We start from the raw sequence: 14,699 nt of genomic DNA on the forward strand, positions 1-14,699 counted from the left end.
GGAGTGTCTTCATGATTGATGTGATCGGTGATATTCACGGGTGTTATGAGGAATTTGAACAACTAACTAAGAAGCTTGGCTATGACTGGTCTACTGGCATTCCTTTGCATAATAATGGACGAAAGCTCTCATTTGTAGGAGATTTAACAGATCGTGGACCAGAGTCTTTAAAGGTAATAACGACTGTTTACCAGCTTATTAAAGAAGACAAGGCTTTTTATTCACCAGGTAATCATTGCAACAAGCTCTATCGATTCTTTTTAGGGAATAAGGTCCAAACCACTCATGGACTTGAAACAACGGTTGCTGAATATGAGAAGCTCTCCTCTCCTAAACAGGAAGAAGTGAAAAAATCATTTATCTGGCTATACGAAAAGGCTCCGCTTTATCAAGTTCATGACAATGGGAAACTCATTGTCGCACATGCTGGAATAAAAGAGGAGTATATTGGAAAAACCACCTCTCGTGTCAAAACCTTTGTTTTATATGGAGACATTACTGGTGAAACAAATCCTGATGGTACGCCTGTTAGAAGAGATTGGTCTAAACATTATAATGGAACAGCTATGATTGTTTATGGTCATACTCCAATGAAAATACCAAAGCGTACAAATCGAACAATTAATATTGATACAGGGGCTGTTTTCGGAAATGAACTAACAGCCTATCGTTATCCTGAGGATGAAACAATTTCTGTTCCTTCTAGCCTTCCATATGACGAAGCGAGATTTAGAGCGTAACAAAGAGGCTAAGGGCATAATGTCCTTAGCCTCTTTGTATGAGGATTATCTAAAAATCCTTTTTCTGCTACAGCATTGATTTCATATCGTTAGGTAACGGCAAGCTAAAGGAAAGCTCCTTTAAAAGGATAGGATGAAAAAAGGTTAGCTCTGAACTATGTAGAGCTTGCCTCTGTATATGATCCATTCTCCCCCCATACAATGAATCACCACAAAGCGGATGGCCAATAGATGCCATGTGAACACGAATCTGATGGGTCCGTCCTGTATCTAACACTAACTTTATATGCGATAGTTCTTTACTTGTACTTAACACGTTGTAATGTGTAATTGCTTCTTGACCGTCTTCTGTTACGACTCTTTCAATAATACTATCAGATTTTCGACCAATTCTTTTAGAAATTGTACCTTCTGAAAGCCTGACAGCTCCATGCACAATCGCTTCATAAGAACGATGAATCTGTTTTTTCTTTTGTTGAGTTGAAAATAAGGAGTGTGCAAAACGATGCTTAGCTACTAGCATGAGTCCAGACGTATCCTTATCGAGGCGATTAACAATGTGAATCGTCGATGGAATGTTTTTTTGTTCATAGTAATAAATTAATCCATTTGCTAATGTGCCACTTGGATGATCTCTTGAAGGGATTGACGGCACATTTGCTGGCTTATTAATCACTAAGCAATGGTCATCCTCATAGACAATGGAATATGGTACATAAGGATCACCTTCTAGACTTGCCCCCCGATCTTCCTCTGGAAATATGACGGTAAGCAGATCATGCTCCTTCAACTTATAACGAACCGTTACATGTTCATCGTTAATACGTATATCCCCACCGTGAAATTTAATATCGGTTAATGCTCGTTTAGAAAGTTGTTTTTCCTTGAGAAAATTGACCACTAATTTTCCGCTGTCATAAGCATCTATCACCCAATTTAGTTGAAAAGACTTCATACGTGTTCCCTTTCTGTTACCGCTCAATGTCTCCAACAAAGGAATCTCTTACTCGTTTCCAAAATGGAAACGGCTTAAATCGAGCAAAGCGAACATTTTCACTCGCAACACGACATTGGATTGACTTTACATCCTTATGTAGGAGCGTTAAGTGATCAATTGTAATTTGAAAATCAACGTCATTGACCGGTTTAAGCATGCATGTATGGTGTTCAGGAAGGATAAGCGGTGACCCGATTGTACGGAATACACGATTATTAATCGATGCCATTTCAGCTAATTGGATGGCACGTAATGATGGATGGAGAATGGCCCCACCAAGTGCCTTATTATAAGCTGTACTTCCTGATGGTGTTGACATACACAAACCATCTCCACGGAACGTTTCAAACATTTGGCCTTTTATTTCAACATCCATGACCAACGTGCCTTCTATACTTTTAACCGTGCACTCGTTTAAAGCTAAATATCTTGCTTCTCTTCCCCCATCATTATGACGAATGATTACCTCTAATATTGGATATTCAACGATTTGGTAGGGGGTTTTGGCAATGGCAATAACAAGCTTTTCAATTTCATCAGGAACCCAATCTGCATAAAACCCTAAATGTCCTGTATGAACACCAATAAAAGCTGTTTTATCAAGTCTGCTTCGATAACGGTGAAAAGCATATAAAAGGGTACCGTCCCCACCAACCGAAATCACAATATCTGGACAATCCTCATCATATTCCAATTGAAAATCTATTAAATAAGTTTTCATTTTTTGCATTATTGAATTTGAAATCGGATCACCCTTTGATGAGATAGCAAATTTCATACTAGATTACCCCTTTATCGTATAGTAACTGCCTTTCCTGCCTTCCTAAGAAGATGTTCGTGTTGTGTCAGTTTTCCTAGAGAAGATGACTTGTGCTTCCTGTATCTCTTCCCTGATTTGAGACATTTCCTCATCTAAAGAGTAAGCTGCTTCAGCTGCTCTTTTTAAGCGGACTTTAATATTTTCAGGTATATTCCCACTATATTTGTAATTTAACGAATGTTCAATAGTTGCCCAAAAATTCATTGATAACGTTCTTATTTGAATTTCAACCAGCAGTTTTTTTGCCCCTCTAAAGGTTTGCACAGGATATTTGGCAACAAGATGATAGGACCTGTAGCCACTATCCTTTTGACTAGAAATATAATCGCGTTCCTCAATAACCTCTAAATCATGCCTGTTCTTTAACATGTCAACAACCGTAGTAATATCATCAACGAATTGACACATCATTCGGATTCCTGCTATATCCTGCATTTCTCCCTCTAAACGATTGATATCAATCCCTTTACGATTTGCCTTGTCTAAAATACTTGCTACTGGCTTTACTCTGCCAGTTACAAACTCAATTGGTGAATGTGCATTCTCTAATTCGTATTGAGATCGAATGCCTCTAAGCTTAACCTTTAGTTCTTCCACCGCTTGATGATAAGGAGCTAAAAATGTTTTCCATTGATCATTCTGCATGTACATTCCCCCAAAACCGTTCAGAGTGAATTTTTGTTTTTTCTATATGTCCACTCACATGGTAACAAACTGTTTCCTCTATATGAATACACCGTTTTGCTATCTAGTTTTGCACTATTTTTTAGTCTATTGTAAGCTTCATCCCCTTTTAACAAAGGACTAATAGACTTCTACTCATTCATTACGCTAAAGAAAAAACTTCTACAACTCTACCTTCCATCTCTTCTCCGTAATTTGCATTGTCTTTAATATTCTCCAATAAATAATTTAATTCATCTATTAAATCAACTAACTCAATCATTTCTTCATTGATGTCTAGATAAATGGAATACTGCTGCTCTCTTGCAATCTTCAAGTCTGGCCAAAGCGTGTCAGGTAAGCTTGCATAAACAAATTCTTCTCCATTATCTAGAATATAGATAAATGCAAGAGCATCTGAATCAACAAGCATTTGACCCTTCGCTCTTAATCGTTGCCCTTCTAAAGAAGTTGTTGCTTCTACTACTAGTGTTCTTTCAGTCATTGTCTTTTTTGTTAATTCAATTCTTTTATTCATATGAATCTCCTTCCATTACGTTCCATGCTTATTTTACCATATTAAAAAGTCTCTTGATAATATTGCGAGTTAGGAAAATTAAAGAGATAATAGAATTATGTCGATAGATAAAATGAGAGGATTCGATTATGTCACAAGAAATTGAAATTGAATTTAAAAATATCCTTACTCGAGAAGAGTTCTATAGAATAAAAAGCCATTTCCAACTTAGAGAAGAACAGTTCTTTATGCAGGAAAACCACTACTTTGATACTTCGACTTTTTCACTAAAAGAAATGGGTTCTGCTCTTAGAATCCGAAAAAAGAAAAACGATTATGTCATAACATTGAAGGAACCTGCACCTGTCGGCATTCTTGAAACCCATCAAATTGTTTCAGAAACAGAAGCATTGAAGATGATTGAATGTGGTGGACTGCTACAAGGGGAAATTTCAGAAAGATTATTACAAGTAGGTATCAGTGATAAGGATCTACTCTATTTCGGTACCCTTTCGACGAACCGTGCCGAAATCAACTATAAAGATGGACTTCTTGTGTTTGACCATAGCATGTACCTTTCAACAGAAGATTATGAAATTGAATATGAAGTAACGAATGAAGAACAGGGAAAAAAGATTTTCCTCACTTTATTTGAAGAATTAAACATTCCTATTCGAGATACAAAAAATAAAATTAGACGCTTTTATGAGCAAAAGCAAAAGTCTCTTCCCTAACTAGTCTTTTTTTCAAACTAGAGCTCATTGTGGCCGTCTAATTCGAGGTTCCAAGCAAACAAACTATTACTTTTGAGAAGAGGGAAAAGGTTGACGATTAAGATGCAATTTTATAAAACCTTAATGGAGCTTCAGGCTCTCCAAAATTTCAATACAAACTCAACTTCTAATACAAATACTGATATAGCATCCAATTTTCAAGATATCTTACAATCCTTTATTGGTTCAACATCAGACCAAGCTAAAACTAATGCCAACACAGTGACATCATTACCGAGCTTCATGAATATATCTACATCTCTACCACCTACTTTAAGTAAGAAGCTCACACCTAGTCAAAATGGCTCTATCGATGAAATGATTCAAAAAGCCTCTGAAAAATATGGTGTAGATGCGAAACTAATCCGTGCCGTTATTCAGCAAGAATCTGGATTTAAGACAGATGCTAAAAGTCATGTGGGAGCCATGGGCTTAATGCAGTTAATGCCTGCAACCGCTCGATCACTTGGAGTTGATAAACCCTTTGATGCTGCGCAAAATATTGAGGGTGGAACGAAATACTTAAAGCAAATGCTGTCAAAATACAGTGGCGATATTTCACTTGCATTAGCAGCCTATAATGCTGGCCCAGGTAATGTGGACAAGTATGGCGGCATCCCACCTTTTAAAGAAACTCAAAACTACGTACGTAAAATTACATCCTCCTATTTTGCATAAGAGATTTTTGAAAAAGGCAGATCCTCACAAGGGCACTATAATTAGTTATAGCCCAATGAGGATTTTTTTTATGTTGTTTTTAGCTCTTATTTAGTAGACTGGATACACCAAGGAGTCTCACTGACAGCGGTGAATAATGACTGTTTGTAACAAAAGTCAACAACCACGTATACCAGAGCCTTTTATTTTATGTTTAAGGACTTCGAGATCATGCGCTTTATTAAACCTTCTACTCGGAAGTGTCTAGTTAGACATTTTTAAAGATAGTTCAAAGTACATTTTAATAAAGATATCTTCATCACTAAGATACTCAGATAGAAGTGAATAGAGCGGTTTGTTTGAGATATGATTTAACGACTGATAGAATAGAACTACAAGATAACAAGAAAAGCTCAAGAAAATCCTTGAGTAGCTTTCAATTTGTCGCGACTGTGAACTAAGAATGGATATGTAAAAACAAATCATGTCTATATTAACAACATGTATAAAAATAAACGATTTCACTTAACATGATAAAAAAGGAGTTCTCAACATGACTGAACAATATGTAACACCCTTTGAGGCAATTGGAGAAGTACAACTTTCCCAGCTTGTTGATTCCTTTTATGGAAAGGTTCAAAACCATCCTTTACTATCACCTATTTTCCCAAAGGATTTAACTGAAACACGCCGGAAACAAAAACAATTTTTAACACAATATTTAGGGGGGCCCCAATTATATACAGAGGAACATGGGCATCCTATGTTAAGAGCAAGGCACCTCCCTTTTGAAATAACACCAAGAAGAGCAGATGCATGGCTAAGCTGCATGGAACAAGCAATGGATGAGGTTGAACTTGAACCAACCATCCGAGAATTTCTTATGCACCGATTACATCTCACTGCTCATCATATGGTTAATACAGCAGAGAATCAAATCAGCACCGAACAGAAAGAGGTTAAGAATCATGAAGGGGAGTCATGAGGAAAAAAATTCCACCGTCTTTTTCTCACACTGCAGTGGACATCCTGATAAACCGTTAGAAATCTATATGTTTGTCGATCCTTTATGTCCTGAATGCTGGGCATTAGAACCTATTATTAAGAAGCTTCAGATTGAATATGGACGCTTCTTCACATTAAAGTACGTGATCAGTGGCCGCTTAGCTAGGCTAAATATCTCAAAACGGATGAAGCCAGAGAAATTGGCCCAAGCATGGGAGAGAACTGCTAGTAGAACAGGCATGTCATGTGATGGTAACATTTGGATGGATAATCCACTATCCAAACCATATATTGCATCTTTAGGTATTAAGTCAGCTGAATTACAAGGAAAAAAAGCGGGCTTACGCTTCCTTCGTAAGCTGCAGGAGCAATTATTTATTGAAAGTCAAAATGTATCCGATGAAACTCTTCTCATACAAATAGCTGAAGAAGTAGGTTTAGATGTGTCAGAATTTAGTAAGGACTTACATTCTCAAAGCGCTGCAAAAGCACTTCAGTGTGATTTAAAAATCACAAACGAAATGGATGTTCATGAAATACCTACTCTCGCTTTTTTCAGTGAAAATGTTGAGCAGGAAGGTCTTAAAATAACTGGAATTTATGGATATGAGCTGTACGTTCAAGTGCTTGAAGAAATGGTCGGTGATTCAATCAAACCGTCACATAAGCCACCACTTGAAGCCTTCTTGCAATATTACCGATTTGTTGCCTCAGTAGAAATTGCTGCTGTATACGACATGACGATCCAGGACGTTGAAAAAGAACTTAGAAAACTCATCTTTTCGCAAAAGGTCGAAAAGGTTCAAGCCAAACACGGTACATTCTGGAGATATCTAGGTGAGGCTAATCATTGTAAATAATAAAGTAAAAGCTCCGAGCACTTTGGTCAGCCTCGGGTAATAAGACGATTTAGAATAGAAGGTGTTCCTTGCCTTCCAGGGGGAATGTCACATAGGTGACATTCCCTCTTATTTGTATATTGAAACTCTTTACATTGAGGCAAACACGTCAATAACAACTTAAAAAAAGGCAAATAAAAAACCCTATACAAATGTACAGGGTTTTTTTATGTCTTAACGACAACAAAGGGGATGGGAGAAATTTTTCACGGTCAAACAAAGGGGTAAATGTTTGTTTGTGATTAATTTCACATCTATAATATATCAAAATATGTCGAGACATGACAAGTGTGAGATGGTCATTTCACAAAAATGTCACAAAGGATCATATATTCCTTGTCCAAAAGTTGCCTCAATTAATGGATAAATGACTTTCTTGCGACATACATATAAACAGTATAGGTGCTTTACCTACTATTTTTAAATACTGAAGCCATTTCATATATACTTAATTTAAAGAAACACGAACCTACAGAATCTAGATACCTAGTGTTGGTCTGGTTGAATCCCGCTCCAGTTGCTCCCTTTATCGCGGCGCGGACGGTGAGCCTCCCGCAGGAGTCTCGCACTTCCACTCCATTCAACCTAAAGCGGTTTCGTTCAAAGAACGTATTTAAAGGTAACCATCTCTTAGAAAAGAGCTCAGATTTTAAATCCTAAGCAGCTTGTTGCTGATTTAACATGGCATTGATAACGATCTGTAGCCAGCTTTAATGCATTATACACAAGATGAATCAAATCAAAATCGGATCGAAGTGTTTATCGAACCCAATGGGTTTGGGGAGGTATCCCTTTTTTATATCGAAAAAGCCTTGTGACCATTGGACTGAGATTTCTGAAATTGACTCACTTACTAAGTAAAAAAACATCACCTAAATCTAGTAGTAAAGGAGTGTCTATCATGAAAATACATTGGATCGTTATTGGAATGATAGCCGTGATGATCTTTATAATCTTTACTATTTTTTCTTTTATGAATTTAATTTCAATCTTTATTACGGCTCCTCTTTTATTTATCTCCATTCTTTTTACCGTTTACTGTATGAATCATCGCAAAACCTTTAGAGGATTTTGACCATGTTTATTTCAAGTCGCTTTATATATTGCATAAGAAAAAAGGAATGCGAGCATGCACTCACATTCCTTTTTTTAATTATCCCTTTATCTTAGCTAGCAATTCTTCCATTTCATTTAGCTTTTCTTCAAATACTTTGCACGCTTCTTCAATTGGTTGAGAAGTCGTCATGTCAACTCCTGCTTTTTTCAATACTTCAATTGGATAATCTGAGCTTCCCGCTTTCAAGAAATCAATGTATCGATCAACTGCAGGCTTGCCTTCTTCAAGGATTTGGTTACTTAAAGCTGTTGCTGCACTATAACCAGTTGCATATTGAAATACATAGTAATTGTAATAGAAATGTGGAATTCTAGCCCATTCTAAGCCGATTTCCTCATCCACAACAATGTCTTCTCCGAAATATGTTTTGTTAAGATCATAATATGTTTTTGTGAGTAATTCTGGAGTAAGTGGTTCTCCATCTTGAGCCTTTTGATGAATAAGATGTTCAAACTCAGCAAACATAGTTTGACGGAACACGGTACCTCTAAATCCTTCTAAGAAGTGGTTCAGAAGATAAAGACGTTGCTTCTCATCCTCAATTGTATTAAGTAAGTAATGATTTAATAATGCCTCATTACATGTTGATGCTACCTCTGCAACAAAGATAGAATAATCACCATATTGATATGGCTGATTATTACGTGTGTAATAACTGTGTACAGAGTGACCGAATTCATGCGCCAACGTAAATAAGTTATCCACATTATCCTGCCAGTTCATAAGGATATAAGGATTTGTTCCATATGTACCTGAAGAATAGGCGCCACTTCTTTTCCCTTTATTCTCATGCACATCTACCCAACGATTGTTAAAACCATCTTCTAAAATAGAGATGTAATCCTCTCCGAGTGGCTCAAGCCCCTTTAAGATATACTCTTTAGCCTTCTCATAAGGTACCTCCATTTTGACATCCTTTACTAATGGAGTGTATAGATCGTACATGTGTACTTCATCTAGCTGAAGAACCTCTTTACGAAGCTTTACATAGCGTTGTAAAAGATCTAAGTTCTTATGCACAGTGTTAACTAAATTCTCATATACCTCTTCTGGGATATTATCACTACTTAATGCGGCTTGCCTTGCTGATTCGTAATTTCTAACCTTTGCACTAAAATTGTCTTTCTTCACTGTTCCACTTAGCGTACTAGCAAACGTATTTTTGAATTCGTCATACTTCCCATAAACAGCTTTGAATGCATCTTCACGAACTCTACGGTCTTCACTTTCTAAAAAGCGTACGTAGCGTCCATGAGTGATTTCAACCTCTTCCCCATCCTCATCCTTAATAGAAGGAAATGTTAAATCTGCATTATTAAGCATGCCAAACGTATTACTTGATGAACCTAATACCTCAGATGCTTCTGCTAATAGCTCTTCCTTTTCTGCTGACAATACATGTGGTCTTTGACGATTAATTTCATCTAGCGCATGTTCATAAAGCTTAAGCTCTTCTTTTTCCTGAAGGAAGGTCTTAAGTTTAGCTTCATCTAATGATAAAATTTCTGGTACGACGTAAGAGCTGATGCTCGCTGCCTGGGTATATAAAGTTCTTGCTCGATCATTTAATGCTTGGTATGTAGAATTCGTTGTATCTTGGTCGTATCTCATATGAGCATATGTATAAAGTTTACCTAAACGTTCCATGACTTCATCCTGATAAGATAAAGCTTCAAATAAAGTTGTCGCACTTTCACCAAGCTTACCTTTAAATTCAGCTAATTTAGGCAGAGCAGACTGAATGTCTTTAAATTCCTTTTCCCATGCTTCATCAGTGGCGAAAATATCTTCTAAACGCCATGTATCTTCTGTCTTAATTTCACTTCTTGAAGGTAGTTTTTTCACTGCTACTTGTTCAGACATTTTATTTCCCCCTTGAGATAATAGTTCTAATGCAGAGCTTGTATTTACACCGTTTAAAAGTGTAAATGTGGTCACAACAATCAGTATCCTTTTACGCATACAGTCTCAATACCTCCTAAAAGATTGAATATCTTTGTCATAGATGAATGCTTATATTGAATCTGTATTAATTCTTCAGGAGAGAGACATTTTGTTGTTACTACTATCTTCACCTTGAATCACTTCATTTGTCAAATTGTTTGCAAAATTAGCTCCGGGATATCGTTTATGTGTTTCGCTCATATGATCATCCTTTGTTGTTGTTAATATCTCCCTTTTAATGTGTTCAAAAAGAAGAAAGCTATTCACCATAAGAATAATCTGTATGACAATCATTCATTTCCTTTATACTTCTTCCTTCTCATACACTAAATAATTCTGGATGATTCTAACATCTTCCTCTAATAACTCTTCTGTCTTTTGACTCCAATACATAGCTCGATGCTTGCTGTACATGTTTTTCTCTATTTTAGTTATGACAGATAATCGAGATAATGTGATTAGGTAAGAATCAATCGCATGATAATGAGAGAAATTTATTTTATAAACCTTTCTACTAGTTATTCTCCCAGCTGTTATTTTTTCTTCAAGAAATGAGTATATTCGTTGAGTAGAAAATTTCTCGTGTACTCTAAGTTCACTGAGATAGAGGGCAATCCATCCTTGCCATACAAAAACGGGTGATGTGAATAAGTAGTTCGCTTTTAGAGGTAAAAATGCATAGGAAGGGAGATAGGCAATAGAAGTTAAATTCCTCCGATAAATCTCTTGATTTAAATGGCCTGTTTCCTTTGTTTTATATCGACTTGAATACAGACGGTAATGCTTCATCTTATTAATCCATTCTTTTTGCTGCTGTTTAGTAAAGCTTGAACTAGTAAACAAGTCAAAGATCAGAGCATTTTGAAGGGGAATCTTTTTTACATTTGTTACGACGGATCGGTTTGTAAATGGAATGATATGCTGAAGTAAGATAAAGGCTTTTTGCGTAGAACAATACGAAATGATGCTTGGGGCTAAAGTTGATTCGTGGTACCTTGCACAGGCCCAATGAGAAGCGGTAAGGGTAAAGGATGCAGCATTGATCCTTTTGATGGCCTTTGCCCCAATTATCCATATATCTTCAATATCAGCATTATAAAAGGTTGTCATTCTTTTATTCATTACTTTTCCGTCTATGGCTGCACATTGATATTCAATAGCGTAAGATTTACCACCAACTGAAACAAGAAGATCCGGCCTTTGCTTTAACTCTTTTAAATATGGCTCAAGAAGCACATGTTCTAAGTCCTTTTGACTCTGTAACCATTCATACAAATCAAGCTTTCCAATCCTATGATACTCACTTTCTGCTTCGCTTTTCATCGCAGAACAACCAACTGTTTTTTTATGTGCAAAATGAGACGTGATAATCGTTCCAATTTTAAGATCTAATTCAGTCGTACATGTTGGACAGTAAAAAACGGTTTGCTTACGAAGCTGTTCTAATTTTTGCGACGTCCACTTTCGGTCAGCAAGATTCACTTGCTTCCCATTTTGATCATAAGCTACAAACATCTCCACATCTCCTCTCATTACTGATATCAGTATCGCTTATATAAAAAAGTCTCGCAAAAGTGGAAAATGTGATTTTACTCATACATAATGTATTTTTTACGCCTCACCCTTTGTATGAGGCATTTTAGTAGATCGTATCTGTGCCTATTAAATCAGTAACAAGCTGTTTAGGATTTAAAAACTTGAGCTCTTTTCTAAGAGATTCTTGCCTTTAAAATAAACGAAAACGATTTAAGGTTGAATGGAGCAAAAGTGCGAGACTCCTCCGGAGAATTGGAACAGGTGAGACCCCACAGGCGTTTACACCGAGGAAGCTCACCGCTCTTTAAAATATGCTTGTATAAAAAAAAGTCATACCCAATAGGAAGACCTATGAGTATGACCTCAGTGTTTAAAAGACTATTTTCTTACTATTAGTATTATTCCAGAGAACGCAGTCATCATTCAAACGTAAAACCATGGTAAATAGGAAAGCAACAACATCTATGCGAAAACAGTTTTAAAAATTAAAGCAAAGGAGACATTAACCTTGCTGTAGATTCATAAACCTTTTTGGCAAATGAACGCTTTGCAAACTCCTCGTAAATAATTTCATTTGAATTCTCAATATCATTCATATATTCTGTAACAAGCTTTTGTGTACTTCCTGTACGATATAAAAAAGCATTAACTTCAAAATTTAAATGGAAGCTTCTCATATCCATATTAGCCGTCCCAATCGAAGCTAATTCGTAATCAACAATAATGATTTTACTGTGTAAGAACCCCTTCTCATATTCATACACTTTAGCCCCTGCTTCTAGCAGTTCTGGAAAATAAGAACGGGAAGCATAGTAGACTATTTTCTTATCCGGTCGTTGTGGTACAAGTAATCTTACATCAATGCCACTTAATGCAGCTACCTTTAAAGCTGTTAGGATATCCTCGTCTGGCACAAAATATGGAGAAGCAATCCAAATTGATTCTTTTGCTGAGACAATCATAGAGAAGAAAAGATTTTTAATAACATCCCACTTATTGTCTGGTCCACCAGCAATTAATTGAACCCCACCTGTTTGCTCAGGAGGATGTGATATTTCCATCTTTAGGTATTCCTCAGAAGATAATTTCTGATCCGTCATATAGTACCAATCTTGGATAAAAATCATCTGAAGTGTTCTAACGGCCTCTCCCTTAATAAGAAGGTGTGTATCTCGCCAATAGCCAAAATAGCTGTCTCTTCCTAAGTATTCATCCCCAATATTTAAACCTCCGACAAATCCTACAGCTCCATCTATTACAATTATTTTTCGATGGTTTCGAAAGTTGATCTTATTCGTTAATAACGGAACCTTCACAGGTAGAAACGGTACCATCTCTACCCCAGCATCTCGCAGCTCTTTTATGTACTCTTTTGAAAGCTTCCAACACCCTACCGAATCATATAAAAATCGCACCTGAACACCTATTTTGGCTTTTTCAATGAGTACGTCTTTGATACTGTTCCCAATATCATCGTTTCGAACAATATAATACTCAAGATGAATATAATTCTCCGCTTTTTTTAATTCTTGAATGATATGCTGAAAGGTCTCAAGCCCATCTGTTAATGCCTTTGTATTCGTTGCGAATGAAATCGGGCTATGCCCTAACCGATGCGCCAATTTAAACAGTAGCTGTTGGTGATCTCCCATTAGCTCCATTTTATCCTGATAAGATTGACCGTTTCCTTCAATCTCTAAAAAAGCTTTTTCATCTGTTAAAGCCTTTTTTTCAAACAATCTGCGTTTTTTTATATTTCGACCAAAAAAAAGATAAAAGAAAAATCCAATTAGTGGAAACCCTCCTAATACAACTAACCAGGTAATTGTATGGGAAGGATGTCGATTCTCTAAAAATATGACGATACAGATAAAAATGATGGAGAGGGTAAACAAAACACTAAAAATCCCTACAATACTTTCGCCCCATAGATTCTTGGACATTAATATGAGAGAAGCAATGACAGTGAGGAAAAGCAATAATCGAAATGTATATTTCATGAATTTTCACCTAACTTATTTTTAGACATAATTCCCGTTATACAGGAACCTCAAACCTAACTGGCATGAAAGGTAAAGATGAATTTTATTTCTTCCTTTCATTGAGTGTATCTCCTCTATCACATCTACTTTTCTTCGCTAGATGCTCAACTAATACAGGATAGAAATTCTAGTGTTCCCTAAATTATCGGCTCTTTTACACTAAGTTCATTTTTCCCTTTGCAGGCAGTAAGGGAATCTCAAGGCTTCCACTCAACCACTACCAAAGCCAAAAAAAATACCGATTCACTAAGTAATCGGCTGGATATCAATGATCTATTTACGTAAAGTGTTTTCTCATCACATGTAATGCATTGTCTTTCGCAATTAGGTTCCCATACTCTTCTAGACGATGAATCGTTACACGAGATTCTTGTCCATATTCTAAGATAATACTTAATGCATTCTCTATATCTTCATCACTTGCTTCATCCTGAAACTCGACGAATAAATAATACGTTTGGTCAAGTGAATATAAGTGATTCGTCATTTCCGCTAACAAAGAGTATTTTGATAAAGAAATAATATTCTCTAAATCATTGAACTTAATGACAAATTGAAGCTGCTGCTCCAACTCTTCCACTTGCTCGTCTTTAGAATCAGACGATTTATTAAAATGATGATCTAATATAGATTCTATATTCTCATCTACTGGTAGCTCTTTTAGTTTATCATCAGAGATAGGGAGTTCAAGCTTTTGACCATCCTTTGAAACCTGTGCTTTCGTTACAATGACTTCAAGTCCCTTATCCATTGCTTGCACTTGGATCCATAGTGGGCCTTCAACCATAAACTCTTCTTCTTCGTGTACTTCGTCCATCATTTCCCAGAAAAGCTCTTCACTACGGTCACGATTATACCAAATTTCCTCACGATCAAACCCACGCTCTTCTATATCCATATACGAAATATAAAACTTTACAGTGTTCTCGTTAATGCGCTCAATTTCCATTTACTCGACCTTCCCTTCTATATAAGATGTTGAAGGGACA

The 14,699-nt window shown here is 36.5% G+C and carries 13 protein-coding genes and 1 pseudogene; 6 read left to right on the forward strand and 8 right to left on the reverse strand.

Annotation, left to right across the window (positions count from 1 at the left end; translation table 11 throughout):
- Positions 1-11 precede the first annotated feature (11 nt).
- The gene (gene prpE / locus A9C19_RS15060; protein ID WP_072580699.1) at positions 12-740 is read left to right on the forward strand and encodes a bis(5'-nucleosyl)-tetraphosphatase PrpE; all 729 of its coding nucleotides are present in this window, start codon (positions 12-14) and stop codon (positions 738-740) included.
- 67 nt (positions 741-807) lie between these two features.
- Here the strand turns inward: prpE and A9C19_RS15065 are convergent, their stop codons facing one another.
- The 4 genes from A9C19_RS15065 to A9C19_RS15080 form a co-directional block, all read right to left on the reverse strand.
- On the reverse strand, positions 808-1,695 hold the full coding sequence (locus A9C19_RS15065) for an RluA family pseudouridine synthase (RefSeq protein ID WP_072581911.1): 888 nt from the start codon (positions 1,693-1,695) through the stop codon (positions 808-810).
- 16 nt (positions 1,696-1,711) lie between these two features.
- Positions 1,712-2,515, reverse strand: a complete 804-nt coding sequence (locus A9C19_RS15070; RefSeq protein ID WP_072580700.1) for an NAD kinase — start codon at positions 2,513-2,515, stop codon at positions 1,712-1,714.
- A 45-nt stretch (positions 2,516-2,560) separates the two neighbouring features.
- Entirely contained in the window at positions 2,561-3,202 is a 642-nt protein-coding gene (yjbM, locus tag A9C19_RS15075) for a GTP diphosphokinase (protein ID WP_072580701.1), read from the reverse strand.
- Positions 3,203-3,383: 181 nt separating this feature from the next.
- Positions 3,384-3,758: a UPF0738 family protein gene (locus tag A9C19_RS15080; RefSeq protein WP_072580702.1), complete on the reverse strand. Its 375-nt coding sequence runs from the start codon at positions 3,756-3,758 to the stop codon at positions 3,384-3,386.
- Between the two features lie 128 nt (positions 3,759-3,886).
- Between A9C19_RS15080 and A9C19_RS15085 the strand changes: the two genes are divergently transcribed.
- The 5 genes and pseudogenes from A9C19_RS15085 to A9C19_RS22805 form a co-directional block, all read left to right on the forward strand.
- The gene (locus tag A9C19_RS15085; RefSeq protein ID WP_072580703.1) at positions 3,887-4,471 is read left to right on the forward strand and encodes a CYTH domain-containing protein; all 585 of its coding nucleotides are present in this window, start codon (positions 3,887-3,889) and stop codon (positions 4,469-4,471) included.
- Positions 4,472-4,567: 96 nt separating this feature from the next.
- A complete protein-coding gene (locus tag A9C19_RS15090; protein WP_420835833.1) occupies positions 4,568-5,188 on the forward strand; it encodes a lytic transglycosylase domain-containing protein in 621 nt (206 codons plus the stop codon).
- Between the two features lie 532 nt (positions 5,189-5,720).
- A complete protein-coding gene (locus A9C19_RS15095; RefSeq protein WP_072580704.1) occupies positions 5,721-6,152 on the forward strand; it encodes a globin domain-containing protein in 432 nt (143 codons plus the stop codon).
- Complete coding sequence (locus tag A9C19_RS15100) at positions 6,136-7,032, forward strand: ClpXP adapter SpxH family protein (RefSeq protein WP_072580705.1); 897 nt, start codon at positions 6,136-6,138, stop codon at positions 7,030-7,032. The genes A9C19_RS15095 and A9C19_RS15100 overlap by 17 nt, the downstream gene beginning before the upstream one ends.
- Before the next feature lie 1,033 nt (positions 7,033-8,065).
- Positions 8,066-8,146, forward strand: a pseudogene (locus A9C19_RS22805) (hypothetical protein); the annotation flags it as partial.
- Positions 8,147-8,224: 78 nt separating this feature from the next.
- Here A9C19_RS22805 and pepF read toward each other — a convergent pair.
- From pepF to mecA, 4 genes are all read right to left on the reverse strand, one after another.
- Positions 8,225-10,051: an oligoendopeptidase F gene (gene pepF, locus A9C19_RS15105; protein WP_072581913.1), complete on the reverse strand. Its 1,827-nt coding sequence runs from the start codon at positions 10,049-10,051 to the stop codon at positions 8,225-8,227.
- A 384-nt stretch (positions 10,052-10,435) separates the two neighbouring features.
- Positions 10,436-11,647: a competence protein CoiA gene (locus A9C19_RS15115; protein WP_072580707.1), complete on the reverse strand. Its 1,212-nt coding sequence runs from the start codon at positions 11,645-11,647 to the stop codon at positions 10,436-10,438.
- A gap of 506 nt (positions 11,648-12,153) precedes the next feature.
- On the reverse strand, positions 12,154-13,668 hold the full coding sequence (cls, locus tag A9C19_RS15120; protein WP_072580708.1) for a cardiolipin synthase: 1,515 nt from the start codon (positions 13,666-13,668) through the stop codon (positions 12,154-12,156).
- A 319-nt stretch (positions 13,669-13,987) separates the two neighbouring features.
- Positions 13,988-14,659 (reverse strand): adaptor protein MecA, encoded by a 672-nt coding sequence (gene mecA / locus A9C19_RS15125; RefSeq protein WP_072580709.1) that lies wholly within the window; start codon positions 14,657-14,659, stop codon positions 13,988-13,990.
- Positions 14,660-14,699 lie beyond the last annotated feature (40 nt).

The organism is Bacillus weihaiensis, assembly GCF_001889165.1.
GTDB lineage: Bacteria > Bacillota > Bacilli > Bacillales > Bacillaceae > Metabacillus > Metabacillus weihaiensis.

What these genes read in the sequence shown, in the direction of transcription:
- A9C19_RS15115 (WP_072580707.1), bottom strand. Translation starts at nt 11,647, where the DNA reads ATGTTTGTAGCTTATGATCAAAATGGGAAGCAAGTGAATCTTGCTGAC.
- cls (WP_072580708.1), bottom strand. Translation starts at nt 13,668, where the DNA reads ATGAAATATACATTTCGATTATTGCTTTTCCTCACTGTCATTGCTTCT.
- mecA (WP_072580709.1), bottom strand. Translation starts at nt 14,659, where the DNA reads ATGGAAATTGAGCGCATTAACGAGAACACTGTAAAGTTTTATATTTCG.
- yjbM (WP_072580701.1), bottom strand. Translation starts at nt 3,202, where the DNA reads ATGCAGAATGATCAATGGAAAACATTTTTAGCTCCTTATCATCAAGCG.
- A9C19_RS15065 (WP_072581911.1), bottom strand. Translation starts at nt 1,695, where the DNA reads ATGAAGTCTTTTCAACTAAATTGGGTGATAGATGCTTATGACAGCGGA.
- A9C19_RS15080 (WP_072580702.1), bottom strand. Translation starts at nt 3,758, where the DNA reads ATGAATAAAAGAATTGAATTAACAAAAAAGACAATGACTGAAAGAACA.
- A9C19_RS15100 (WP_072580705.1), top strand. Translation starts at nt 6,136, where the DNA reads ATGAAGGGGAGTCATGAGGAAAAAAATTCCACCGTCTTTTTCTCACAC.
- A9C19_RS15085 (WP_072580703.1), top strand. Translation starts at nt 3,887, where the DNA reads ATGTCACAAGAAATTGAAATTGAATTTAAAAATATCCTTACTCGAGAA.
- A9C19_RS15070 (WP_072580700.1), bottom strand. Translation starts at nt 2,515, where the DNA reads ATGAAATTTGCTATCTCATCAAAGGGTGATCCGATTTCAAATTCAATA.
- prpE (WP_072580699.1), top strand. Translation starts at nt 12, where the DNA reads ATGATTGATGTGATCGGTGATATTCACGGGTGTTATGAGGAATTTGAA.
- pepF (WP_072581913.1), bottom strand. Translation starts at nt 10,051, where the DNA reads ATGTCTGAACAAGTAGCAGTGAAAAAACTACCTTCAAGAAGTGAAATT.
- A9C19_RS15095 (WP_072580704.1), top strand. Translation starts at nt 5,721, where the DNA reads ATGACTGAACAATATGTAACACCCTTTGAGGCAATTGGAGAAGTACAA.